This window comes from Nocardioides sp. Z13_37 (assembly GCF_058355585.1).
This window is the reverse complement of sequence record NZ_JBZGDV010000002.1, coordinates 210,741-234,693: the sequence shown is the minus strand read 5'-3', so window position 1 is coordinate 234,693 and position 23,953 is coordinate 210,741. Positions and strand designations below refer to the sequence as shown.

Sequence of the window (23,953 nt, the reverse complement as noted above, 5' to 3'; positions counted from 1 at the left end):
TCCTGCTCGTCAACGCATTGTGAGAGTGCTGAGAAGAGTCCCCGAGGACGACCTCTTCGCTGAGTTCGTGCGAGCGCGGCGTGGTCACCTCGTCGCCACGGCCCGGCTCCTGACGGCCGGGGACGTCCATCAGGCCGAGGACCTGGTGCAGACCGCGCTGCTGAACGTCTACCTCCGGTGGAGCAAGGTGCAGACCAATCCGGCCGCCTACGCCCGCCGCGCGGTGGTCAACTGCTTCATCGACCACCAGCGCAAGCCGGCGATGCGTCGAGAGCGGCTCACCGAGGAGCCGCCGGACCTCCAGGCGCCCCCTGACCCGGCCGACCTGGACCCCGGCCTCGTCGCCGCGCTCGCAGACCTGTCACCGCGGATGCGCGCAGCCGTCGTCCTGCGACACGTGCAGGACCTGTCCGTGGCCGAGGTCGCCGAGATCCTCGACTGCGATCCCGGCACCGTCAAGAGCCAGACCGCGCGCGGACTGGACAAGCTTCGCGCTCGATTGAGCGTCACCCCACCCACCTCGACGACACCGTCATCCACCGAATCAGGAGCCAGGTCATGAGCGACCTCATCGAGCGCCTCTCGCGCCTCAACCAAGCACCCACCGCCCCCGCCGAACAGACCGTCGCGGCTGACCTCGCCCGCGCTCACGGGGCCTTGGCCCACCAGCGACGCACGAGGGCGGCCATGGCGGGGATCGGTCTCACGGTGGCCATGGGCGCGAGCCTGGCGACCGTGCTGGCAATCGGCCAGGGGGACCGAGCGCCCTCACCTGAGCCGGACTCGGGCGTCGAGCTCGTGGCCTACGACGGCGAGCAGCCGCCGGGCTTCGATGTCGCGCAGATCCCCGACGGATTCGTGGCACAGGGCTCCGGTCCCCACAGCTTCACCATCGCGCGCGAGCAGGACACCACCCACCCCGACGGCTTCGTGGACAAGCTCGTCGTGATGCTGGAGTCAGGGCTCAAGGCGCCTGGTGAGCTCACGGGCGATCCCGTCGCCGTGAACGGTCACCCCGGGGCGGTGCGGGACTCCGGAGAGGCTCTCACCCTCGAGTTCCACGACGGCACGCACGAGATCGTCGTGCAGATGTGGGACTCGGTCGGCCTCACGACCGATCAGCTGGTGGAGTTCGCCGAGGGAGTCAGTGTCACCCCCGACGCGCGCCGCGAGGAGCCGACCCGGCAGAAGCTCACCAGCAGGACCGTCGAGCGGGACGGCAAGCTCTACCACGTGGTCGAGCCGGTCGAGTAGGGATCGCCCCCGAACGCCATACCCGGCCAAAGGGCCGGACCTGTGCTGACGCTGCTCGCGGAGCTCATCTTGTCGTTCTCGCTGGCGAGCGGTCCGGCCGCACCCATGCGTACCCCCACGGGCCCAGCTCCAGCGGCTCGACCCGGCGGCCGGTGAGCACGTCGGTGCCGACGACGTCGGCGAGGCGCACGACGTCGGCGCTGACGTTGGTGACGCAGAGGAGCTCGTCGGGGGTGCCCCTCCCCCGGCGGACCGCGAGGACGCGGTCGTCGAGGCGCTCGACGTGCTGGGTGCCGAACGGCGAGAAGGCGGGCTCCCTGCGGCGTACGTCGAGGAGGCGCCGGAGGCCGGTGAACACCGCGTGCCGGCGGGGGTCGTCGGCGAGCTCCACCTGCAGCCGGTCGGCATCGAGCACTGCCCGGTTGATCCGCCGGTTGATGCGGCTGGTGACCATCCCTTCGAGGTCGGGCGGGGAGCCGACGAGCGAGTGGAGGTAGATCGCCGGGACGCCGAGGAACGCGAGGAGGATGCTGTGCGCGGCCAGCGACTTCCCGGCGAGCACGGCCGGGTCGCGCGCCTCCTCGACGGTGCAGAGCGCGTCGAGGTAGCTGAGGTTGAGCTCGTAGACGCTCCGCGATCCGTCGGGCTTCTCGACCCACGAGACGCGACCGCCGTGGGCGTGGGTCCGGTCGACCAGCGCCCTGCGCTCGGCCTGGTCGAGGATCCCCTCGGTGGCGCGCATCCCGATCCCGTCGTGGCTGGCCAGGAAGTTGAACCAGGTCGCCGTGTCGCTGACCGGTCCGATCCCGGCGGCCCAGTCGCTGAGCCGGGACGTGGAGCCCGCCACGAACGAGTGCAGCACCAGCGGCGGGAGCGCGAACTGGTAGACGAGGTGGGCCTCGTCGTGCCCGTCGCCGAAGTAGGAGACGTTCTCTGCGTGCGGCACGTTGGTCTCGGTCAGCAGCCGCGCCCCGGGGGCGACGTGGTCGACCAGCGCCCGCCACAGCTTGATCACCGCGTGCGTCTGCGGGAGGTGGATGCAGGTGGTGCCGGACTCCTTCCAGAGGAAGCCGATCGCGTCGAGGCGTACGGCGGAGGAGCCGCGCGCGAGGTAGCCGAGCAGCACGTCCGTCAGCTCCTCCAGCGCGCGCGGCTCCCGGACGTCGACGTCGACCTGGTCGTCACCGAACGTGGTCCAGGCCCGGACCTCGGTGCCGTCGGGCCGCGCGAAGGCGTGGAACAGGGGCGTCGTCCGCGGTCGCGTCACCCGGGAGGTGTCGAAGTCGGGATCCTCCTCGAGGTAGAACCCGCGACGCTCCGGGTCGCCGGCCAGCCAGCCGAGGAACCACGGGCTGCGGCTGGAGGTGTGGTTGGCGACGAAGTCGAGCATCAGCCCGTGCTCGGCGGCCAGGTCGGTGACGTCCTGCCAGTCGCCCAGCGCCGGGTTGACCTCGCGGTGGTCGACCACCGCGAAGCCGTCGTCGGAGGTCCACGGGAAGATCGGCAGCAGGTGGACGTCGCTGACCACGTCGCCGACCACGTCGTGCAGGAAGCGCGCGAGCGTGTGCAGCGGCGCCTCCCCGCGCCTGCGGATCCCGTCGCCGTAGGTGATCAGGTAGGTCGTCGCGTGGGTCAGCGGCGCGATCTCGCGCCCGGCCAGGAGCTCGGCGTACCGCTGCGCCAGGGCCACCATGCGCGCACCCACCTCGTCGGACCGACCGGGGTAGAGCAGCGCCAGGTGGGGCGAGATCCTGGCCGCCAGCCCGTCGGTGGTCACCCCGTCACCTCGCCCTGTGCCACCTCGGCGCCGGACCGGATCCGCTCGAGCGGGAACGGTGCGCCCGCGTCGTCGGTGCCGGCCAGCAGCCGCCGCACGATCGCCAGGCCCCGGTCGTCGAGCTCGTCGACCCGGTCGGAGAACGAGCGGAGGCCGCCGTAGTCGCCGGCGAGCGCCGCCCAGCGCTCGCGGTGCGCGTACGTCGGTCGCGCGACCACGCAGTCGGGGTCGTTGACCCACAGCCGACCGTGCTGCCACGCCCGCGCGGCCAGCGGCATGAGTCCACGCAGGCCGGTCGAGCCGTCCTCCCCGCCCTCGTGGAAGGTGTCCGGGGAGACCCGCATGGCATCGACGAGGCCGACGCTCGGCAGCAGGGGTGCGCCGCAGCCCACCAGGTGGACGTGGGGTCCGACCGCGTTCCGCACCAGCTCCAGTCCCCGGCGGTAGGCCGTGACGCCGTCGACGTCGTCGTGGCGTCGTCCGGGCACCGCCCCGCCGTAGAGGAAGTCGAGCTTGAGGTAGTCGATCCCGATGGCGGTCAGTCGCCCGAGCGCGTCGACCAGCAGCTCCTGCACGCCGGGGTGGGTGAGGTCGAGCCCGGCCAGCTCCTGGCCCCAGTTGCGTCCGGCCGGGCCCACCAGCCAGTCGGGGTGCTCGCGGGCGAGCGTGGTCTCGGCCCCTACCAGGAAGGGGGCCGCCCAGAGGCCGGCGCGGCGCCCGGTCGCGCGGATCTCCTCGACGAGCCCGTCCAGCGACCCGAACCGCTCGGACGGGAGCAGGCCCTCCCCCAGTCCGGCGCTCCACCCGTCGTCGACCTGCACCACGTCGACCGGCAGGTCGTGGACCCCGATCGCGTGGAGGTTGTCGCGAACGTCGTCCGCGGTGACCTCCTCGAAGTAGCGGTACCAGGAGCACCACACCGTCGGCGGAGCCGCACGCGGCAGGGGGCCGCGGGTGGCGCCGAGCTCGTCGCCGTACGCCGCCAGGGCGGCCTCGCCGCCGTCGTCGTGCTCGGTCGTGGTGACGTCCGCGGTGGTCGCGCGGACGACGACCCGGTCGTGCTCGAGGCAAGCGTGGAGGGTCGGCACGTCGTGGCCGCCGACCGCGCCGCGGTAGCAGTGGGCCGGGGCGCCGGTGCCGGGGTCGACGACGAGCAGTCCCTCCCCCTGGAGCGCGTCGGGGTCGACCGGGGTCCCGGGCCGGAACCGCATCAGGTGCTGCCACTGGTGCTCGGGGAGGCGGGGGCGCGCGGTCACCGGGTACCACGTCGCGGGGCTCCAGCTCTGCCAGCCCTCGGCGTAGACCCGGCCGCGAGCCGGGTCTACCGCGACCTCGCCGACGACCTCGCCGACCTGCGTCACGACTCCACCCCCGGGTACGCCGGCGCGACCGGCACGCCGCCGCGCTCGGCGGAGTCGCGGGCGGCCAGCACCAGCGCCACGGAACGGGCGGCGTCGGCCGCACTGTTCTCCGGCTGGCGATCCTCGGCCACGGCGCACATCAGCTCGCCCATCGCGGCCGCGAACCCGTCGACGAACCACGCACCCTGCAACGGGATCGGTCGACGCGCCGAGCCGTCGTCGTGCTCGAGCCGGTCGGAGTCGAGCAGGACGCTGCCCCGCAGGGTGCCGGTCGTGCCGTGCACCCAGAACGGGCACCCCGGCTCGGAGGAGACGGCGCTGCCCGCGATCCGCACGACGGCGGTGGCTCCCGACGCGGCGGCCAGGGACAGCGTCGCCGACCAGGGGTTGCGCGCGTCGGCGGGCTGGCCGGGGACCCGGGAGTCCACCGCCTGCACCGAGACCACCTCACCGGCGCCCCCGTCGTGGAGCCAGGTCCGGGTGATGTCCACCCAGTGCAGGAGGTAGTCGGTGAGCAGCATGTGCGGCACGTCGTCGAACGGCGTCCCCGCGAGCGGGGGAAGCGGCTTGTCGTGCAGGTGGGTGACCCCGACCAGGTCGCCGACCGCACCCGCGCGCAGCAGCAGGGTGGCCGCGCGCCACGGCGGCGCCCAGCGCCCGTTGTGGTTGACCGCGACCCGCACCCCGGCCGCGTCGGCGGCGGCCAGGAGCCCGGGCAGGGCGCGCAGGTCGTCGGCGGACAGCGTCAGCGGCTTCTGGGCGAGCACGTGCTTGCCGGCGGCGATCGCGGCCGCGATCCACTCCAGCCGCCCCTCCGGGCCGGTCGCGATGTCGACGAACCGCACCGCGGGGTCGGCGAGCAGGTCGTCGGCGGTGTCGTAGACGCGACCGACGAACGGGAACCGCTCGCGCACGGTCCGCGTCGTGCGCGGGCTGCGGCTCCACACGCCGGCCACCCCCACGCCGTGCTGCTCGTAGGCAGGAAGGTGGGCCGACTGCGCGATGGTGCCGCAACCGAGGATCGCCACGCCGCCGCGGTCGGCGGGGAAGCGGGGTCCGGTCTCGCCCACAGTCGGCGCGCTCATGCGTCGTCCGGGGCGGCCGGGAAGCGGAGGACTGCCTGGACGATGTCGGGGTCGCCGCGGTCGAGGCGCTCGAAGATGGCGGCCACGTCGGCGGCGTCGACCACGTCGGTCACCAGGGACCGGGCGTCCACCCGGCCCTGCCGGACCTGGTCCATGAACGTCCGCACCAGGCGCGGCTGGTCCCACCGCTGCCCCAGCGCCACCGGCACGCCCGAGATCTGGCTCGCCACGATCCGCACCCGGTTGTGGTGGAACTCCTCGCCGAGCCGCAGGTGGGCGGCGCCGCCCTGGTAGAAGCCCGCGGCCGCGACGGTCCCGTCGACGACCACCGATCGCACCGCCTCGTGCAGCGCCCGGTCGCTCCCGCTGAGCTCGATCGCCGCGTCGACACCGCCCCCGGACCACTCGCGAACCACGGCCCCGGCGCCACCGGGTGCGTCCGCCGCCACCACGGCCTCGGCCCCCATGGCGCGCGCCGCGTCGAGCCGCCGGTCGAGCGCGTCGACGGCGACCACCTGCGCGCCGCTGAGGACGGCGAGCCGGGTCGCCAGCAACCCGATGACGCCCTGGCCGAAGACCGCGACCCGGTCGCCGAGGCGTACCTCGGCGGCGAGCACCGCGTTGAGCGCGATCGCCCCGACCCGCGCGAACGTGCCGGACAACGCGTCCTGCCCCGTCCACACCCGGCCGCGCACGGCCGCGGCCGGGACGACGGCTTCGCTGCGGTGGCCCCAGATGCCGTGCACCACGTCGCCGACCGCGGGAGCGTCCGGGTCGTCGGGCACGTCGTCGGCCACCTCGACCACCTCGCCCACCTCGGAGTAGCCCCAGCCCACCACCGGGTAGGCGAAGGTCGGCGCCCCGTCGACGAACAGCCGGCGCCCGGCGTCCCAGGTGCGGGAGAGGTAGGGGTTGGACCCGCGGTAGGCGGTGAGCTCGGTGCCGGCCGATATCCCGGAGTACCAGGTGCGCACCCGCACCGACCCGGGCACGAGCGGCGGCGGGTCGCAGGGGACCAGCGCGACGTCCCCGGGTGCGGCGAACGAGACGACCTCAGCCACTCCCGGCTCAGCCCTTCTCCGCGCCCGCGGTGAGCCCGCCCGCCAGCCACCGCTCGCTGAGGAAGAACATGACGACGATCGGGAGGGTCAGGATCACCGAGCCCGCCATCAGCACGGTCGTCGGCACCTCGATGCTCCCCGCCAGCTGCGACAGCCCGAGCGAGACGGTCCAGTTCTCACGACGCTCGACGAGGAAGAGCAGGGCGAAGAGGAACTCGTTCCACGCGATCATGAAGACGAACAGCGCGTTGGACGCGATCGCCGGCAGGGCGAGCGGCAGGCTCACGTGCCGCATCGCCTGCAGGCGCGTGCACCCGTCGATGGCGGCCGCCTCCTCGAGGCTGGCCGGGATGGTGTCGAAGTAGTTGCGCAGCATGTAGATCGACACCGCCGCCACCTGGGCGACGTAGACGACGAGCAGGCCGGTCAGGGTGCCGCGCTGCCCGATGCGGGTGAAGAACACGAACAGCGGGATGGCGAGCAGGATCGCGGGGAAGAAGTAGACCGCGAGGAAGACCGCGCTGATCTGGCGGCGGCCGAAGAAGTCGAGCCGGCTCACGGCGTACGCGCCGGGGATGGCCACGAGCAGGCTCAGCACGACCGTGCCGAGGGCGACGAAGGCGCTGTTCTTGATGAAGGTGAGGAAGCCCTGTCCCCCGTCCTTCGTCGCGGCGAGCACGTCGCGGTAGGTGCCGAGGTCGATCTCGCCCGAGGACGGCCACAGCGCGCCGGGGTCCCGGAGCAGGCTCTCCAGCGGACGGAACGACAGGAGCACCATGTAGTAGAAGGGGAAGATCGTGATGACGAGGAGGAACGCGATCGTCAGCGGCCGGAGCACGCCCCACACCCGGCGCTCGACCGCGTCGCGGCCGGTCATGCTCATGCCACCTCCTCCGAACGGCCGAACAGCTTGAGGTAGGCGGTGACCAGCACCGCCAGGATCGCGGCGAGCACCAGCGCCTGGGCCGCCGCGGCGCCGATGTCGCCGCGGTTGATCAGGTAGTCGTAGACGCGCACCGCGACCACCTGGGTGCCGGCTCCGCCGCCGGTGAGCAGGTAGATGTCGTCGAAGTTGTTGAAGGTCCAGATGAAGCGCAGCACCGTGAGCACGGCGATGGTCGGGAGCAGCTGCGGCAGCACCACGTGGCGGAACCGCTGGCTCGGGGTCGCGCCGTCCATCATCGCCGCCTCGTCGAGGGTGTCGGGGATGGCCTGGAGCCGCGCGGTGAGGAAGAGGAAGGCGAACGGGAACGAGCGCCACGCCTCGAACAGCACCACGCTGAGCATCGCCTGGCTGACGGGGAGCTCGGCGCCGAACAGGGAGACCGGTTTGCCCGAGCTGAGGAAGGCGATCGGCTCGTCCCAGCCCAGCAGGGTGGTGCCGTAGTGGTTGGCCACGCCGAACTGCGGGTTGAGCATCGTCGCCCACACGAACGTCGCGGCCACCACGGGCGCGACGTAGGGCAGGAGCATGCAGGCCCGCGCGAGCCCGCGTCCCCGGAACGGCCGGCGCAGCGCGAGCGCCGCGACCAGCCCGAGCGTGACGGCGCAGACCGTGCCGCCCACCGAGTAGACGAGGGTGTTGACCAGCGCGTCGAGGAAGCCCGGCGAGGTCAGGACGTTGCGGAAGTTGTCGAGGCTGTAGTCGCCGATGACACCGGTGCTGCGGAGGTTGAGCAGCCGCACCCGCTGGAACGCCAGGGAGATGGTCCAGAGGATCGGCAGCACCACCATCGTGGCCACGATGACGACCGTGGGGGTGATCAGCAGGTAGCCGGTGCGCCGGTCCTCCCGCGCGCGGGAGGACCGCCCCCGCCGGACGCGCCGGTCGGTCGGGGTGCTCCCGTCCGGGTCCGGTGCTCGGACCGTGGGCGGGGCGGCCGGCCCGCTCATCGTCACAACGAGTCCTGCACCGCTCGGATGGCGTCCGCCGCCTGCTGTGCGGCCTCGTCGGGGGACTTGCCGTTGGCCGCCTCGTTGACGGCGTTGGCCACCGGCTGCTCGCCCTGGATGGCGCCGAGCAGGTCGCCCTGTCCCTGGGGGATCGCCCAGCGCTGGAGGGTCTCGGTGCCGGACGTCAGCGCCTCGATGACGTCGGGGCCGTAGAAGTCCGTGAGCGGCGCCTTGGTGTCGACGCCGACCTTCATCTTCGCCCACGCGTCGGCGTAGTCGGTGGCGCCGGCGCTGTCGCCGGAGCGGACCGGGATCTTGCCCTCGGGGGCGATCGCGATCCAGGGCTCGTAGCCGTCGGTCATCATGTACTCGACGAACTGCGTGGCGGCATCGGCGGAGTCGGGGGTGATCGTCCACGACGTGACCTCGCCGAACGTCTTCGGCTCCGAGCCCGAGGGTCCCTGGATCGCGGTGACCACGCCGCTGTTCTCGGCCAGGAACGCCTTGTCGCCCTTGCACTCCTGGCAGGTGGGCAGGGCGTCGTCGCGCAGGCCGGCCAGCTCGTCGAGGATGAAGCTCGACCAGATCAGCATGGCCGCCTGCCCCGCGAAGTAGGAGGCACGCGTGGTGTCGACGTCCTGGGCCCCGTTGACCGAGTAGTCCTGCTGGAGGGTGTTGTAGAACTCCAGCGCCTCGACGCACTCGTCGCTGTCGAGGGTGACCTCGCCGGCGTCGTCGACCATCTCGCAGTCGTTGCCGAGGCCGATCTCCTCGAAGGTCTGCGCGGTGAAGGCGTCACCGGCGACGTTGGCGCCGACGAAGCCCGCCACGTCGCTGCTGTCGAGCTCCTCCGCGGCGGCCAGCACGTCGTCGTACGTCTCGGGCGCAGCCAGTCCGGCCTTGTCGAAGAGGTCCTTGCGGTAGACGAGGAGCTGCACCCACGACTCGCTGGGCACCGCGAGCTGGGAGTCGCCGTCGGCCGTCAGCTCGAGGGCGCTCTCGCTGAAGGTGGCCGCGTCGAGGTTGTCGATCACCTCGCCGACCGCGGCGGTGTCCACGAGCTCGTTGGCCGACAGCGTGCGCACCTGCCCCAGCGGGAGGGCGCCGATGACGTCGGGGAGGTCGCCCGCCGCGGCGTTGGAGGTGAGCACCTGGTTGAACTGGTCCTCGGCGACGGCGACCAGCTCGACGTCGACGCCGCTGTCGGCGGTGAAGTCGTCGACGACCGCCTGCGTGGCGTCCACCCGGTCGGGGAGGTCCTCCACGATCCAGACGGTGAGCGCGTCAGACTCCCCGCTCCCCCCGCCCCCGTCGTCACCGCCGCAGGCGGCGAGCGAGGCGACCAGCATCGTGGCGAGCACGGCGGCCGCCCGGGATCGGGGCCTGCGGATCGTGGACATGGAGCCTCCCGGGGTGAGCGCACTTTTGTCCAAACAATCGACCTATCATGTCTAGGTGTCAAGCAATTACCGCCAAGCACCTGGACATGTGTGATCATGACCGCCGAGACTGCGACGCCCGCAGACAGTCGCAGGACAGGAGACACGCCCGTGCCCACCGGACCCGGCGACATCCTCGACCTGATCCGCCACGGCCACGCCTCCACCCGCGGTGACGTCCTCGAGGCAACGGGCCTGTCGCGGATGACGGTCGCCCAGCGGGTGGACGCGCTCCTCGCCGCGGGCATGCTGGCCGAGGGCACGACCACGGAGTCGACCGGGGGCCGGCACCGGCGCCGGCTGTCGTTCAACACGGCCCAGTCCAAGGTGCTCGCGGCGGCCGTGGACACCACCCACACCCGGATCGCCGTCACCGACCTGGGCGGCGCGGTGATCGGCGATGCCCACCTCGACGTGGCGGTCGACGCCGGCCCCTCCCACGTCCTCGACCTCATCGCCGCGCGGGCCGGCGAGCTGCTGGGCGGCCTCGGCATCGACGCGAGCGAGCTGTGCGGGCTCGGCCTCAGCCTGCCGGGGCCGATCGACCCGCGCTCGAGCCGTCCGAGCGAGCCACCGATCATGCCCGGCTGGGACGCCTACCCGGTGGGCGAGCACCTGCAGGCGGGGATCCACGGCGTCCCCGTCCACGTGGCCAACGACGCCGACGCCGCTGCGCTGGGCGAGCTCGCCGCGGGCCACGACGACGCCCGGGCGCTGTGCCTGGTCAAGGTGTCCACCGGTGTCGGCACCGGCATCGTGATCGACGGCAGGCTCTACGCCGGCTCCGACGGAGGCGCCGGCGACATCGGCCACATCCGGGTGTCGCCGCCGTCCGACGCCCGCTGCCAGTGCGGGATGCAGGGCTGCCTGGCCGCGGTGGCGAGCGGGCGCGCCGTCGCGCGCCAGCTCCGCGAGCTGGGCGTCGAGGCGGCATCCGGTCGCGAGGTGGGCGAGCTGCTGCGCGTGGGCAACCCCGACGCGGCCCGGCTCACCCAGGAGGCCGGACGGCGCATCGGCGAGGTGATGGCCAGCCTGGTCTGCGTCGTCAACCCCGACGTCGTCCTCGTCGGTGGCGACCTGTCGTCGACCGCCCTGCTGGCCGGGATCCGCGAGACGCTCTACGCCATGGCGCTCCCCCGCGCGACCCGCCACATGCAGCTCCAGCGCGGCAGCCTCGGCGAGGACGCCGCCGTGGTGGGCGTGACCCGGCTCGTGGTCGACCACGAGTTCTCAGCGAGCGCGGTCAACCAGAAGCTCCGCGGCTGAACGCCGGCCCTCACCAGGCCGTCCCCCCGTGCCCTCCGGCGCGTCGGACAGGACGAAGTCGCGCCGGGGGCGGGTGCTCAGGCGTACGTCCGGCCCCGAGCCGCGACTTCGTCCTGTCCGACGCGCCGCGCGACCGCTCCTTGGGCCTGGGCCCCACGCGCAGCAGCTTTGCGCTCGTGTGGCGTGCTTCCTCCGGTCGTCCGCCCGGGTCACCAACGCCGGCTCGAGACAAGGCATCCAGGCGGTCAGGGGGTGGCCGCGGGCCTGTCGGTCAATGCGTCGAGCACCAATGCCTGGAACTGGCGAAGCAGCGCCTCGTTCTCAGCGAGAAGAACGCCATGGGACAGCATCCCCGAGGACAGCCCCAGCTGGACCTGCTCGAACATCTGCCAGTCCTCGGACATGATCTGATGAATCTCCCCGATCGCATCCTCGACCTGCTGGTCGTCCCAGGTCTCAGGGAAGAAGAAGTCGTTGCGCTGGAGCGTTGTGCCGGCGTCCACCGGGATGTAGCTGTATGTGTAGAAGTAGTCATTGCCGCGGGCCGAGAGCATGAAGTTCGGCCACGCGTAGCTGAGATGGAAGTCGTCCCATCGGTTCTCGTCTGCGCCGGACTCAGCAGCCTTTGAAGGTGAGATGTGAGAGAACGCCTTGGGGAACGTGGTGATCTCGTAGTTCTCCGCGTCGACGTGGTACTTGCTCGCGAAGGTGGGGTGAACCGTGCTGCAGTGGTAGCACTCGGTGTTGTTGTCGAGGGTGACCTTCCAGTTCGTGGCGATCGTGTACTCCCGGCTGGCCCGGAGTGGGTGCCTGTCGATGTCGAAGCCACGCACCTCGGCGAGGTCCACCAGACCACCGATCGTCTCGCCCAGGGGCGCGGCATCCGGATCGAGGTTGACGAACATGAGCGGACCCCAAGTCTCCAGCCGTAGTGGGCGGAGACCGAGCCCGGTCTTGTCGAATCCGCACTCGCTCTCCGATCGCGGCGCGTGCCGCAGCGACCCGTCGAGGTCGAAGGTCCAGCCGTGGTAGTGGCACTGGAGCACCCGACGTGGTCCCTCGCCGTGCGCGACGATGTTCCCGCGGTGGGGGCAGACGTTGAGGTGGGCGCGCAGCTCCCCGCTCTTGGTCCGCGTGACCACCACCGGCACCCTGCCGATCTGGGTCGCGAAGTAGCTCCCAGGGCGCTGGACCTTCGCGGTCGGGCCGACGTACTGCCAGCTTCGCTCGAAGATACGCCGCTGTTCCAGCTCGAACACTTCAGCGTCCGTGTACCAGTCCGCGGGCAGGGTCCAGGCCTTGTCAAGCGCTTCGCCCGGCTCGACTCGGATGTACTGCGGATGCAACGTCGTCTCGGTCATGGGGAGCTCCAACTTCTTCGAGTGGGGTTTGGGGGCGATGCTTGAGCAGGCGGTGCGCCGAGGGCGTCCCGGCACGGGACAGGGAGTACGAGGTCAGAGATCGAGCACGACGTGGTCGCCACGCGCCCGGGAGACGCACGCCATCATGCAGCTGTTCTCAGCTCGCTCCTGCTCGTCGAGGACGCTGTCGCGGTGGTCTACCTCGCCTTCGAGCACACCGACCTCGCACGTGGCACAGGTGCCTTCCCGGCAGGAGAACTCGACAGGCACGTCGTTCTCGAGGAGAACCTCCAGCAACGACCTGCCGACCGGGACGTGCAGCACTTTCTGGCTCTGGGCCAGGGTGACGTCGAAGGGGCTGTCGGCACCCTCGCTCGACGCTGCCGCCGATGGCGCGAAACGCTCACAATGGAACGTCCATGGTTGACCCACGGCGAACTCCGTCAGGGCGTCGAGGAGCCCAGCCGGACCGCACGCCATGACGGCCGCGCCGACAGGGACGGGGCCGAGCAGCTCAGGGAGCGGGACCGGCTCGGCCGAGACGACACGCTCGACATCGGCACCGCGGAGTGCCGGCCAGAGCCCCAGGTCGACGATGCGGTCCTCCGACCGTGCCAGCTGGACCAGCCGGACCGGCCTCCCCACCCGAAGGGCTGCCGCGGCCAACGAGACGATCGGGGTGACCCCGATGCCCGCCGCCGCGAAGACGTATGCCGGAGCGTCAACGAGTGGGAAGTGATTCGCTACCCGGCGAACCTCGATCGTCTGACCCTCGTGCAGCTGCTCGTGAATGGCACGGGAGCCGCCGCGGCCAGCGTGCTCGAGCTGCACTGCGATCTTCCACGTCGGTGCGGCCGCCTCATCCACCAGCGAGTAGTGCCGCAGCAAGGTCTCACCCTCGGACTCGATCGCGACCTCGACGTGCGCACCAGGCTCCCAGGTCGGTAGCCGGCTACCGACTGGCGCGCCGAGCTCGAACAGTGCGATGTCCATCGCCAACTCCGTGCGCCGTAACACACGAGCGTGCAACGGGAGCTGGGCTTCGGCCTCAACGACCACCTCCTGACCGAGACGGCACAGGCCACGTCCCGGCCGGTCGACCAAGGTAGACATCGGCACGCTGGCCGGGTTCGACTGCCTAGTCACGGCGCCTCCTTGTGTGCGTTGACAACGCACGAAGTGTGCACTCTCACAGCACGTTAGTCAATGGACCCTCGCGCACGGAGTACAAGTTGGGTCACACCTGTGCAGCGTGGCTTGGCGTACTATCGCGCCGTGACTCCCTCAGAAGGTCTCGGAGCAGCCGAGACACCAGGCATCGGCCCACGGATGCGTGCAGCGAGACAGTCGCGCGGCATCAGCGTCCGGGAGCTGGCGAAGCGCGTGGGTTGCTCCCCCAGCAACATCTCAGCCATAGAACGCGGCATCACGCAGCCATCGATCAGCACCCTGACTGCTGTGGTGACCCAACTCGAGATTCCGATGGAGTCACTGTTCGGCGAAGGGCCGCTCACGACGCGAAGCGAGGCCGAGAGCGGCGGCGCTCCGACAGGTGCGCCCCGTGGCGCTGAAGTGACGCCTCGACGGTCTGAGCCGCCGCGCCGGCACGGTGTCATGCGGCGCGAACGCCGACCCCAGATCCGGATCGAGTCGGGAGTGGTCTCGGAGTCCCTGGTCCCGACGCACGAGGACGACGTGGACTTCTGCATCTACTCGTATGACCCCGGCGGGGCCTCCGTCGCCGATGCACAAGCCATCCGCCACCCCGGCCGGGAGTACGGCCTGGTCCTCGAAGGCACCTTGCGAGTGCAGATCGGCTTCGACGAGCTCACGCTCGAGGAGGGCGACTCGATCGCGTTCGCCTCCACCACGCCGCATCGATTCTGGAACGACACGGACCGGGTCACTCGGGTCGTCTGGTTCTCGGGCGCCTCTCTCTGAATGGCGCGGCGGTCGAGGGTCCTTTGACCATGGCGTGTCTTCGTACGACGACGAAGCGGTCGTCGTGCTGCTTGGTGTGCATCACGACGACCGCTCCTGCGGGAGCGTGCCGCTGACCGTGATCCGTCCGGGCTCAGCCCAGCGGCGGCGTTTCCACGTAGAAGAGCTCGGCCGGCTCCGTGCCGTCGTTTCGGATTCGGAAGCGACCCCCTGGGGGGAAGAAGATCGAGTCGCCGGCGCGGAATGAGAACCGCTCAGACTCGGTCTCTACCACGCACTCGCCGCGGGTGAGGTAGAAGATCTCATGGACTGGCCCGAGGTGGTGGTAGTCCCCCGACGGCGGAGGGGTGGTCTCGGTCGACCACCATGCGCTGATATCGCCAGGGTTCATCCAGCTGACCCCGGCCATCAGCTGCGAACCATGCTCGGCGTGAGTGATCGTTCGAGCCAAGGACATCCGCACTCGATTGGTCTCTCGGGTGGAGACCTGACAGTCGGCGATGGACACCACAGTGGGCTGGGCCAAGGCCGTGCGCTCAGCAGTCATCGTCTGGGCCGGCTCTCTTCAAGCGGGCTTGATGGCCTCGATCACGGCCTTCATCCAGGGACCCATGTCGGCCGGCACCCGCGAGGTGATGAGGTTTCCGTCGACAACAACGGGCTCGTCGACGAACGCGACGCCCGCGTTGACCATGTCGTCCTTGATGGCGGACACGGCAGTCGCCTTGCGGCCACTGACGATTCCCGCGGAGATCGCAACCCACCCCCCGTGGCAGACCGTCGCCACCGGCTTGCCGGCCTCGTTCATCACGCGGACGACATCGAGGGCTCGGGGGAATCGCCGGACCAGGTCGGGGGCGAACCCACCCGGGATGACGACGGCGTCGAACGCTGCTGCGTCGAGGTCGTCGTACGAAGCATCCACGGGGAACGGGCTCATGTGGTTCTTCCCGGTCATCGCTGCACCATCCGGCGAAGCAACGGTCACATGGGCGTCCTCCTCCTTCAGTCGGTAGACCGCGTAGATGAGCTCGGACTCCTCGAAGTAGTTCGCCGTGAGGATCAGGACCTTCTTACCAGTCAACGACATCGTCGACTCCCTTCGTGCAGTGATCGGAAGTTGTGCAGTGTCACCGTACACACGAGGTACGCCGTGTGCAATCGACGCGCACTGCACGCGGTTGGTTGCTCAAACAAGTGCATCAACGCTTGACACGGGTGTCACGTGGCGCTGAACATTGGCCGCCGACGGTGATCGCCGTCACACCGTGCTAGATCCAGCACGGCCGTACACCGAGGAGGTGCTCGTGTCCTTTGCTATCAAGGATCCCGTCCAGCCGGACAGCGCGGAGCTCGACATTGCGCCAGGCTTTCAACCGAGGGTCTTCATTCCGTCGGCTGCAATCATCGTCGCCGTCGTTGTCGCCACTGCCCTGGCTCCCGACCGCATGTCGGCGTTCTTCGGGCAAGCGCTGGAGGAGGTCGTCCACCTCTTCGGCTGGTGGTACATCCTGTTGGCCGCCGGGTGCATCGTGTTCACCGTCGCGTTCGGGGCATCCCGGTACGGCAAGCTCACCCTCGGTCCCGACGGGTCGAAGCCTGAGTTCTCGCGGCTTTCCTGGTACACCATGCTTTTCAGCGCCGGTATCGGCATCGGTGTGCTCTTCTACGGCACTGCGGAGGCCGTCACCCACTTCACCTCTCCTCCGCCGCGAGGCATCGAGGCCGGCTCGATGGACGCCGCTCGTTACGGCGTCCACATCAGCTGGATGGAGTGGGGCATCGGCGCGTTCGCGATCTATGTCGTGGCCGGCCTCGCGATCGCCATGGCCGTTCACCGCAGGGGCCGACCCCTGTCCATCCGATGGGCTCTGGAACCACTGCTGGGCGACCGCGTCCGGGGCTGGCTTGGCGACGTCGTTGACGTCATCGCGATCCTCGCCACGGTGTTCGGCCTCTCGACGTCCTTGGGGCTCGGCTCCCTCCAGCTCAACACCGGCCTCGACTTCCTTGGGTGGGCGAGCGTTTCAACGACCACCCAGCTGATCCTCATCGTCGTGATCGGCGCGGTCGCCGCCGCATCGGTGCTCTCAGGCGTCGACCGCGGGATCAAGTGGCTGTCCAACGTCAACGTCGGGTTGGCAATGGTGCTGCTGCTGTTCGTGCTGATCGCAGGACCCACCCTCTTCGTCCTCGAGGCCGCGGTGTCCCAGGTCGGGTACTACGCACAGAACATCGTCCAGACGACCTTCGAGACCGACTTCTCCGAGGGTGACGCGTGGCAGAGCTACTGGACCACGTTCTTCTGGGCTTGGTGGGTTTCGTGGGGTCCCTTTGTCGGCACCTTCCTTGCCCGCATCTCGCGCGGCCGTTCGGTCAAGGAGTTCTGCCTCGGCGTCATGCTGATCCCGGCTGGAGGAATCTTCCTTTGGTTCGGCATCATGGGCTGGTCAGCGCTCGAGCGAGAGATGTCCGACCCTGGCAGCCTCAGCTCGCTGGCGACCGAGCACATCCTCTTCGAGTTCCTTTCGGGCCTGCCCTTCGGCACGATCAGCTCGGTGCTGGCGATCGTCCTCATCGTGACGTTCTTCGTGACCTCGGCCGACTCTGGCGCTCTGGTCATGGCGACCCTCTCCTCGGGTGGCTCGATCACGCCGTCGCTGCTGACTCGCGCCGTGTGGATCGTCCTGCTGGTCGGCATGGCGAGCGTGCTCGTCATGGCCGGGGGCCTGAGCGCCCTGCAGACCGCGGCAGTCGTTGGTGGACTCCCATTCACCATTGTCATGGTCCTGATGGCCGCGTCCGCGGTCCGCGATGCTCGAGCAGCAAGCAACGACAGAGCATTGCCCTAACAGGCGGGCACTCGAGCGATTGCCGCTGGTCCCCCGTTCGGCCGCGCAGGCCCGACGGGGGACCAGCGTCGTTCTGGGCGGTGCCACTTCTTGCTGGCTCGGGTCTGTTGGGCCACGCCGGCGAGTCGATCGCGGCCGCTGTGTCGTGCCACGTGCCGCCCGTGCATGCGCACGAACGCGGGTCCCGCGCCTGCAGAGATCCGAGGTGCCCGAGTCAGCCGTCGTGGTGATTCGTGGCGGGCGGGGTATCCAACCCGGAGACTGGTCGCCAGCACGCCCGAGCGGTGCTTGGACCGCCAGGTCGACGCAGTGCGCTGGCGGCGTAAGCAGCTCGACGCCCTGGACCACGGGCGGTGGGTCGATCGCCGTCGACCCGACCGCTCCTCGGCGAGGACGCGGCCGTGATCGGCATGACCCGGCGCGTCGGACAGACGAAGTCGCGCCGGGGTCCGGTGCTCAGGCTCGGCTGGCGCCGCCGACCGGGCTTCCACCTGTCCGACGCCCCCGGTGAAGACCCCAGCCTGAGTCTGCGGGGCACATCAGCCGACCGACGACCCCGGCACAACGGCACTTCCTTCACCGCACGGGAGGCTTGAACACTGTGGGTGCCCCGACCCGGAGGAGGCCCCTTGTCCGCCATCACCGCCACACCGGCGCCCGCGCCGGTCACCACACGGGCGCTCACCGGCTGGCACCGGATCGCGGCGTTCGCGACCATCGGCATGGGCATGCTGCTGGCCGCGCTCGACGGGACGATCGTCTCCACGGCGCTGCCGACCATCGTCGGGGACCTCGGCGGCGGCACGCACGTGTCCTGGGTGGTCACGTCCTACCTGCTCGCCCAGACCACGGTCACCGTGCTGGCCGGAAAGCTCGGCGACCAGTTCGGCCGCAAGCTCGTCTTCCAGCTCAGCGTCATCGTCTTCATCCTGGGCTCGGCGCTGTGCGGCCTGGCCGACGACATGGTCTGGTTGATCGGCTCCCGGGCGCTGCAGGGGATCGGCGCCGGCGGCCTCACCGTCACGGCCACCGCCCTCATCGCCGACATCATCCCGCTGCGCGAGCGCGGGAAGTTCCAGGGCGCGCTCGGCGCCGTCTTCGGCCTCGCCACCGTGATCGGACCGCTGGTCGGCGGCCTGCTGACCGACAACGCCAGCTGGCGTTGGTGCTTCTACGTCAACGTCCCGCTCGCCGCCATCGTGGTCGTCGCCGCACGCTGGACCATCCCCCACGTGGCTCGCGGGGCCAAGCCGCGCATCGACTACCTCGGCATGGTCGCGGTCGCCGTGGGCGCCTCGATGCTGATCCTGGCGACCAGCTTCGGTGGCACGACGTACGCGTGGAGCTCGTGGCAGATCATCGGCCTCCTCGTCGGCGGCGTCGCGGTCCTCGGCGTCTTCGTGCTCATCGAGCGACGGGCGGCGGATCCGATCCTGCCGCCGCGCCTGTTCGCTGCCAAGGTCTTCACCGTCTGCTGCGCCCTGAGCTTCGTCGTCGGTTTCACGATGCTCGGCGCGATGACGTTCCTGCCCACGTTCTTCCAGTACGTCGAGGGCGTCTCGGCAACCGAGTCCGGGTTCCGCCTGCTGCCGTTGGTGGTGGGGCTGCTGATCACCTCGGTCACCGCTGGCAACATCGTCAGCAAGTCCGGTCGCTACAAGATCTTCCCGGTCGTGGGCAGCCTGGTGATGGCTCTCGGTCTCTTCCTGCTCTCCCGGATGGATCCGTCGACCCCTCTCGGGGTCTCCTCGCTGTACCTGTTCGTCCTGGGCCTCGGCATCGGCATGAGCATGCAGGTCCTCACGATCGTCGTGCAGGGCTCGGTCCAGTACAGCGACCTCGGAGTCGCCACCTCCGGCGTCACCTTCTTCCGCACCATGGGCAGCGCCTTCGGTGCGGCCATCTTCGGGACCCTCTATGCCAACTTCCTCCAGGACCGGCTGCCCGAGGCCATCGCCACGTCACCCACCGTCACAGCCGCGGACCGTGCGACGCCGGAAGCGCTGCACTCACTCCCCGAACGGGTGATCGCGCCGATCGTCGACGCCTACTCGGGGGCGCTGACCCAGGTGTTCCTCTGGGCGGTCCCGGTCGCCATGCTCGCCTTCGTCCTGGCGCTCGTGCTGCCGCAGGTCAAGCTCGCCGACAACGTGGCCGACGCCGCCCAGGACCTCGGCGCCGGGTTCGGTGCCCCACACTCGCCGGACAACGAGGACGTGCTGTCTCGCCGCATCACGAACCTGCTCTACGGTCGGCACCGCGACAAGGTGCTCGACCTCCTGCAGTCCTCCGAGGAGGATCTCGACGCGGCCGGTCTCTGGGCGGTCGTCCAGGTCTACGGGCTCACCGCCGCCGGTCATCGCGCCGACGTCGGTCAGATGGCGCGGGCCCGCGATCTGCCCACCGCGGTGCTCGAGCCGCCCTTCCGCCAGGTCCTCGCCGCCGGGTACGTCGAGGGCGACCTCGACAACCTGACCGTGACCGCCCGGGGCAGGGGCGCGGTCGACCGGCTGCGCGACGACCTCACGGCGTGGATCAAGGCCCATCTCGAGGGGACGAGCGACCAATCACCCGAGGTGATCAGCACCGCGATCTCCTCCGTCGTCCGGCGCGTCGTGGTCGAGCGGGCGGAGGCGGACGGCTCGCCGGCTGAGGAGCCTCTGGTCGCCGCGGGACGGTGACGCGGCCCCGAGAAGCCCCTGCCGCCTCTGACCCGCTCGAACATCGGTCTCGATCCTCGACTTCGTGATGCCTCGGTCAGACGCCTTCGCGGCAGGGCGCGATCGGGGTGGGCGGGGACGCGGCCGGAAGGTCGACCCGAAGCAGCGCGCCTCCGCGTGCGGAGCGGGCGACGGTGGTCCGGCCGCCGTGGGCGGCGACGACCCGCTGCACGATCGACAGCCCGAGGCCGGATCCGGGCAACGCCCGGGCGCTGTCGGCCCGGTAGAACCGGTCGAACACCCGTGGTACGTCCGCCGCGTCGATGCCGGGGCCGGCGTCGTCGACCTCGAGCACCGCCCACGCGCCCTCCGCACGGAGCCGGACCTGGACGGGCTGGTCCGCAGGGGACCACTTGCCGGCGTTGTCGATGAGGTTGAGCACCGCCCGCTGGAGCGCGGCGGGACGCCCGCTCACCCACACGGAGGTCACGTCGAGCGCGATCTCGATGTCGGGCACGCGGGAACGCGCCCGGGTCGCGGCGGCCACCACCACGTCGGCGAGGTCGAGCAGCTCGGCGCTCTCGTCGCTGACGTCACCACGCGCCAGGTCGGTGAGCTCCGCGGCAAGCGTGCTCAGCTCGGCCACCTGGGCGCCGACGTCGTTGAGCAGCCGGGTCCGGCTCTCCGGCGGCAGTGCGCTGTCCAGGGTCCCGCGCCGATCGAGCCGGATCAGCAGCTCGACGTTGAGGCGCAGGCTGGTCAGCGGGGTCTTGAGCTCGTGGGCGGCGTCCTCGGCGAGCAGCCGCTGGGCCCGACGGGAGTCGCGGAGCGCGGCGAGCATGTCGTTGATCGACCGGATCAGCCGCCGGATCTCCCCACCGCCCTCGTCCGGGATGTCTGCGTCGAGGTCGCGGGTGTCCGCGACACGGACGGCGGCGGCGGTCAGCCGGTCGATCGGTGCCAGACCTGCCCGCGCCACGGTCCGCCCGACCAGGGCGCCGCCGACCACGCAGAGCAGCCCGATCAGCAGCATGCCGAACCCGAAGCGGTTGATCGGGCTGTCGTCGGCGGCGCGGGCCACCTGGACCGCGCCGTCGCCCGCCCTCCGCGTGTGGACGAAGTGACCCTCCTCGCTGTCGTCCGACTCCATCAGGTCGGCCGACGCGCCCTGCGCCACGCGCTTGGCGCGCTCGCTGACCGGGGGCAGCGGGGGCTGGCCGGCCGGCGTCCGGGTCGAGCCGTCGGGCAGGATGACCCGCACCAGCCGACCGCCTCCGGGATACGGCGGCAGCTCCACCTCGGTCAGACCGGCGCGCTCCGCGTGCGTCGCCAGGACGCGGGCGTCAGCGCGGAGCTGGTCCTCGGCGCTGTCCTGCAGCTCCCGGTCCAGCAGCTCGCTGGCCAGCTGGAAGGCCACGAACACGCTGACCGCGATGGCCGTCGCCGCGATCACCGTCAGCCTGGTTCGCAGGGACCGCCCGCGCCACCACCGAGTCAGCGGACGCGGCTCCCGGCCCGTGGGCCCGCTCACGGAGGAGTCTCGCGCAACGCGTAGCCCAGGCCGCGCAGGGTGTAGATCAACCGCGGCTCGCCCTCGGCCTCCATCTTGCGGCGCAGGTAGCTCACGTAGACCTGGAGGTTGTTGGCGGTGGCGCTCATGTCGAAGCCCCAGATCGCCTCGAACAGCATGTCGCGGGTCACCACCCGGGTCGCGTTGTCCATGAGCACCTGCAAGAGGGAGAACTCGGTCCGGGTCAGGCGCAGCGGCCGCTCGCCGCGCCACGCCTCGAACCTGTCGGGATCGAGGCGGACGTCGGCGAACGACAACACCTGCGACTCCCCGTCGGACGCCGTGCGTCGGCGCAGCAGGGCCCGCACCCGGGCGAGCAGCTCCTCGGTGGCGAACGGCTTGGGCAGGTAGTCGTCGGCGCCCGCGTCCAGCCCCGCGACCCGGTCAGAGACCTGGTCACGAGCGGTCAGCATCAGCACCGGCAGGTCCCGATCCGCGGCCCGCAACCGCCGGCAGGTCTCCAACCCACCGAGGCGGGGCATCATCACGTCGAGGATCAGGAGATCCAGCGAGTCACCGCCGGCCCCACCGACCCCGTCGAGGACGGCGAGACCGTCGGCGACGGTGCTGGTGTCGTAGCCCTCGACCTGGAGCACCCGCTCCAGCGACTCGCGGATGGCCGGGTCATCGTCCGCGATCATGATGCGCATGCCGGCCCACCCCTTCTCGTCGGTGCTCTCGCCGCTCATCGTCCCCGATCGACCTGAGGCCAGGATCACGAGCGTCGCATGGGACCCGACCCATCAGGACGTGCGCGGGGAGACCGTCATGATGCCGATGCACATCTCGTCGCCGGTGCCGTCGCCCCAGACCACGTAGCGCGGCGGCAGCTTGCTCAGCTGCTGCACCTGTTGGCGCAGCCCCGCGTCGTGCGTGCACGTCACCCGCAGCGTGTCCCCCGCATCGACCTCCACAGGCGACGGCAGCTTCACCATGTGCTGGTTGTCGAAGTCGAACTGCGGCACGTCCAGCAGCACCTGGGCCTCCGGCGTGCCCGGGTTGAGCTCGACCTTCACGGACCGACCGAGCATGTGCATGTGACCGAAACCGGCGAACACCGTCACCGGCTCCTCCACCACGTGGTCGCAGACCTGGGTGTCACCGGGCAACGGCTCGCCGCCCTCGTTGCACTCCTCCACCTGCTCGTCCGCGAACTCGCCGACCTCCGGCCCGAACCGCTTCGTCACGTCCGCGATCGAGGCCGCCCGGTCACAGAGCGGACCCGACTCGCCTGGGGCACAGGGCAGGTCGGTCGGCGCGTCGAGCGACCACGTCTGGAGCTCCCGTGTCTGCGGCGTGCCGTCCGTCAGTCGCAGCCGCACCGCCGAGCGGTCCGACCCGGCCGGCTCGCCGTCGGTCGCGAGCAGGTTGTAGTGCATCTGGAAGACGATCAGGCTGCCCGGCTCCAGCTTGAAGCCGGCGTCCTGGTCGAGCAGCGTCTCCGCGGCGCCCGGCGCCCAGGTGTCCACCCACGCCGCGCCCGGGTCGGCGCCCTCGTCGTCGTCCTCCACGTCGGCGCCCTCGACGCCGGTCCCGCCGAAGCACTGCCAGCCGAGGCCGGGAGTCTTCGCATCCTGCTCGCGCACCGCGTCAGCGTCGCCCGGCGGCACGGCGTACACGATGCCGTGGTGCGCGATGGCGACGTTCTCCGGCATGACCTGGGTCCCGGTCAGGAACGCCTCCTCGGTCAGGCCCGGATCCAGCACCTGGCACCGGTACTCGTCCACGGCGCCCTCCGGCGGCGCGGGCGTGTAGGCCTCGGCCATCCTCAGCTCCACGAACCGCTCGCCGGCGCGCAGCGGCTGCGGTGGAGCCGACGACCCGTCCCCGTGCATGCTGTGCGCGCCGTCTTCGGCGGGCGCCGTGTCGTCGACGGCGTCCGAGCTGCAAGCCGTGACGGCGAACGCCGTCGCCAGCGTCGCTGCCGCGAGCTTCCACCATGAACCGGACGGTGCTGCCTTGACTGCCATGACTGGCCTCCTGATACGGGTTGCATCGCTTGTCTGAGGCCTCCGTCCTACCGAGCGAGACTTAGACCCCCGTTAGAGCGACGCTCGGGCCGGGTGGCCGAACCAGGTGCCCAGCCCACGCACGGCGAGGTGGCCAGCGGCGAGTCACATCGCTCGCCGAGCTCCGTGGGTCCACAACTGGTGTGCGACCCACGCCTCGACGTACGTCTCCCCACGGGTGGCTCGACGCCGGCCTCGAGGACGTTCCACCGCGCCAGAACACCGTCGGCTACCGCTGGCGCACCACGCTCCAGCGGGCTCTGGGGCACGCGAAGTCGACCACGACGGCCACCACGTACGCCCACCTGTGGCCAACAGCCGAAGACCGCGCGAGAGACGCCGCGGCGCGTCGGACAGGACGAAGTCGCGCTGGGGTCGGGTGCGTGCGCCCAGCGGGTGCCGACCACGGGACATCCACCTGTAC

20 protein-coding genes are annotated in these 23,953 nt (G+C 70.8%); 6 read left to right on the top strand and 14 right to left on the bottom strand.

Translation table 11 applies throughout. The annotated features are described in order from the left end of the window. Positions 1-25: 25 nt before the first annotated feature. Together AC4H2S_RS06050 and AC4H2S_RS06045 are read left to right on the top strand one after the other, a co-directional pair. On the top strand, positions 26-562 hold the full coding sequence (locus AC4H2S_RS06050; RefSeq protein ID WP_491496072.1) for a SigE family RNA polymerase sigma factor: 537 nt from the start codon (positions 26-28) through the stop codon (positions 560-562). Next, positions 559-1,254, top strand: a complete 696-nt coding sequence (locus AC4H2S_RS06045) for a hypothetical protein (RefSeq protein WP_491496071.1) — start codon at positions 559-561, stop codon at positions 1,252-1,254. Before AC4H2S_RS06050 ends, AC4H2S_RS06045 begins: the two co-directional genes overlap by 4 nt. 64 nt (positions 1,255-1,318) lie before the next feature. Here the strand turns inward: AC4H2S_RS06045 and AC4H2S_RS06040 are convergent, their stop codons facing one another. From AC4H2S_RS06040 to AC4H2S_RS06010, 7 genes are read right to left on the bottom strand one after another with little or no spacing between them, the layout of a single operon-like run. Continuing rightward, the gene (locus AC4H2S_RS06040) at positions 1,319-3,031 is read right to left on the bottom strand and encodes an alpha-amylase family glycosyl hydrolase (protein WP_491496070.1); all 1,713 of its coding nucleotides are present in this window, start codon (positions 3,029-3,031) and stop codon (positions 1,319-1,321) included. Continuing rightward, the gene (locus tag AC4H2S_RS06035) at positions 3,028-4,392 is read right to left on the bottom strand and encodes a glycoside hydrolase family 36 protein (protein WP_491496069.1); all 1,365 of its coding nucleotides are present in this window, start codon (positions 4,390-4,392) and stop codon (positions 3,028-3,030) included. Before AC4H2S_RS06035 ends, AC4H2S_RS06040 begins: the two co-directional genes overlap by 4 nt. Next, positions 4,389-5,477, bottom strand: coding sequence for a Gfo/Idh/MocA family protein (locus AC4H2S_RS06030; RefSeq protein ID WP_491496068.1), 1,089 nt, complete (start codon positions 5,475-5,477; stop codon positions 4,389-4,391). Before AC4H2S_RS06030 ends, AC4H2S_RS06035 begins: the two co-directional genes overlap by 4 nt. Beyond that, positions 5,474-6,538 (bottom strand): zinc-dependent alcohol dehydrogenase, encoded by a 1,065-nt coding sequence (locus AC4H2S_RS06025; RefSeq protein ID WP_491496067.1) that lies wholly within the window; start codon positions 6,536-6,538, stop codon positions 5,474-5,476. The genes AC4H2S_RS06030 and AC4H2S_RS06025 overlap by 4 nt, the downstream gene beginning before the upstream one ends. Positions 6,539-6,545: 7 nt before the next feature. After that, positions 6,546-7,421: a carbohydrate ABC transporter permease gene (locus tag AC4H2S_RS06020; RefSeq protein WP_491496066.1), complete on the bottom strand. Its 876-nt coding sequence runs from the start codon at positions 7,419-7,421 to the stop codon at positions 6,546-6,548. After that, complete coding sequence (locus tag AC4H2S_RS06015) at positions 7,418-8,431, bottom strand: carbohydrate ABC transporter permease (RefSeq protein WP_491496065.1); 1,014 nt, start codon at positions 8,429-8,431, stop codon at positions 7,418-7,420. Before AC4H2S_RS06015 ends, AC4H2S_RS06020 begins: the two co-directional genes overlap by 4 nt. A 2-nt stretch (positions 8,432-8,433) precedes the next feature. Next, positions 8,434-9,831 (bottom strand): ABC transporter substrate-binding protein, encoded by a 1,398-nt coding sequence (locus tag AC4H2S_RS06010; protein WP_491496064.1) that lies wholly within the window; start codon positions 9,829-9,831, stop codon positions 8,434-8,436. Between the two features lie 150 nt (positions 9,832-9,981). On the opposite strand from AC4H2S_RS06010, the gene AC4H2S_RS06005 reads away from it, so the two are divergent. Then, positions 9,982-11,136 carry an ROK family protein gene (locus tag AC4H2S_RS06005; RefSeq protein ID WP_491496063.1) on the top strand — a complete coding sequence of 385 codons (1,155 nt, stop codon included), beginning with the start codon at positions 9,982-9,984 and terminating at the stop codon, positions 11,134-11,136. 245 nt (positions 11,137-11,381) lie between these two features. Here the strand turns inward: AC4H2S_RS06005 and AC4H2S_RS06000 are convergent, their stop codons facing one another. Continuing rightward, positions 11,382-12,497 carry an aromatic ring-hydroxylating oxygenase subunit alpha gene (locus AC4H2S_RS06000; RefSeq protein WP_491496062.1) on the bottom strand — a complete coding sequence of 372 codons (1,116 nt, stop codon included), beginning with the start codon at positions 12,495-12,497 and terminating at the stop codon, positions 11,382-11,384. Positions 12,498-12,590: 93 nt separating this feature from the next. Continuing rightward, positions 12,591-13,490 (bottom strand): PDR/VanB family oxidoreductase, encoded by a 900-nt coding sequence (locus AC4H2S_RS05995; RefSeq protein ID WP_491496061.1) that lies wholly within the window; start codon positions 13,488-13,490, stop codon positions 12,591-12,593. A gap of 282 nt (positions 13,491-13,772) precedes the next feature. Here AC4H2S_RS05995 and AC4H2S_RS05990 point away from each other — a divergent pair, with 282 nt between their 5' ends. Then, positions 13,773-14,438: a cupin domain-containing protein gene (locus tag AC4H2S_RS05990; RefSeq protein WP_491496060.1), complete on the top strand. Its 666-nt coding sequence runs from the start codon at positions 13,773-13,775 to the stop codon at positions 14,436-14,438. Positions 14,439-14,571: 133 nt separating this feature from the next. On the opposite strand, the gene AC4H2S_RS05985 is transcribed toward AC4H2S_RS05990, so the two are convergent. Next, positions 14,572-14,946 (bottom strand): cupin domain-containing protein, encoded by a 375-nt coding sequence (locus AC4H2S_RS05985; RefSeq protein WP_491496059.1) that lies wholly within the window; start codon positions 14,944-14,946, stop codon positions 14,572-14,574. A gap of 57 nt (positions 14,947-15,003) precedes the next feature. Then, positions 15,004-15,579: a type 1 glutamine amidotransferase domain-containing protein gene (locus tag AC4H2S_RS05980; RefSeq protein WP_491496058.1), complete on the bottom strand. Its 576-nt coding sequence runs from the start codon at positions 15,577-15,579 to the stop codon at positions 15,004-15,006. Positions 15,580-15,745: 166 nt separating this feature from the next. On the opposite strand from AC4H2S_RS05980, the gene AC4H2S_RS05975 reads away from it, so the two are divergent. Together AC4H2S_RS05975 and AC4H2S_RS05970 are read left to right on the top strand one after the other, a co-directional pair. Continuing rightward, entirely contained in the window at positions 15,746-17,290 is a 1,545-nt protein-coding gene (locus AC4H2S_RS05975) for a BCCT family transporter (protein WP_491496057.1), read from the top strand. A gap of 629 nt (positions 17,291-17,919) precedes the next feature. Continuing rightward, a complete protein-coding gene (locus AC4H2S_RS05970) occupies positions 17,920-19,971 on the top strand; it encodes an MDR family MFS transporter (protein WP_491496056.1) in 2,052 nt (683 codons plus the stop codon). 76 nt (positions 19,972-20,047) lie between these two features. Here the strand turns inward: AC4H2S_RS05970 and AC4H2S_RS05965 are convergent, their stop codons facing one another. The 3 genes from AC4H2S_RS05965 to AC4H2S_RS05955 all read right to left on the bottom strand — a co-directional run bounded on the left by AC4H2S_RS05965 (position 20,048) and on the right by AC4H2S_RS05955 (position 23,490). Continuing rightward, positions 20,048-21,403, bottom strand: coding sequence for a HAMP domain-containing sensor histidine kinase (locus AC4H2S_RS05965; RefSeq protein WP_491496055.1), 1,356 nt, complete (start codon positions 21,401-21,403; stop codon positions 20,048-20,050). A gap of 74 nt (positions 21,404-21,477) precedes the next feature. After that, positions 21,478-22,209 carry a response regulator transcription factor gene (locus tag AC4H2S_RS05960; RefSeq protein WP_491496054.1) on the bottom strand — a complete coding sequence of 244 codons (732 nt, stop codon included), beginning with the start codon at positions 22,207-22,209 and terminating at the stop codon, positions 21,478-21,480. A gap of 54 nt (positions 22,210-22,263) precedes the next feature. Next, complete coding sequence (locus AC4H2S_RS05955) at positions 22,264-23,490, bottom strand: monooxygenase (RefSeq protein WP_491496053.1); 1,227 nt, start codon at positions 23,488-23,490, stop codon at positions 22,264-22,266. Positions 23,491-23,953 lie beyond the last annotated feature (463 nt).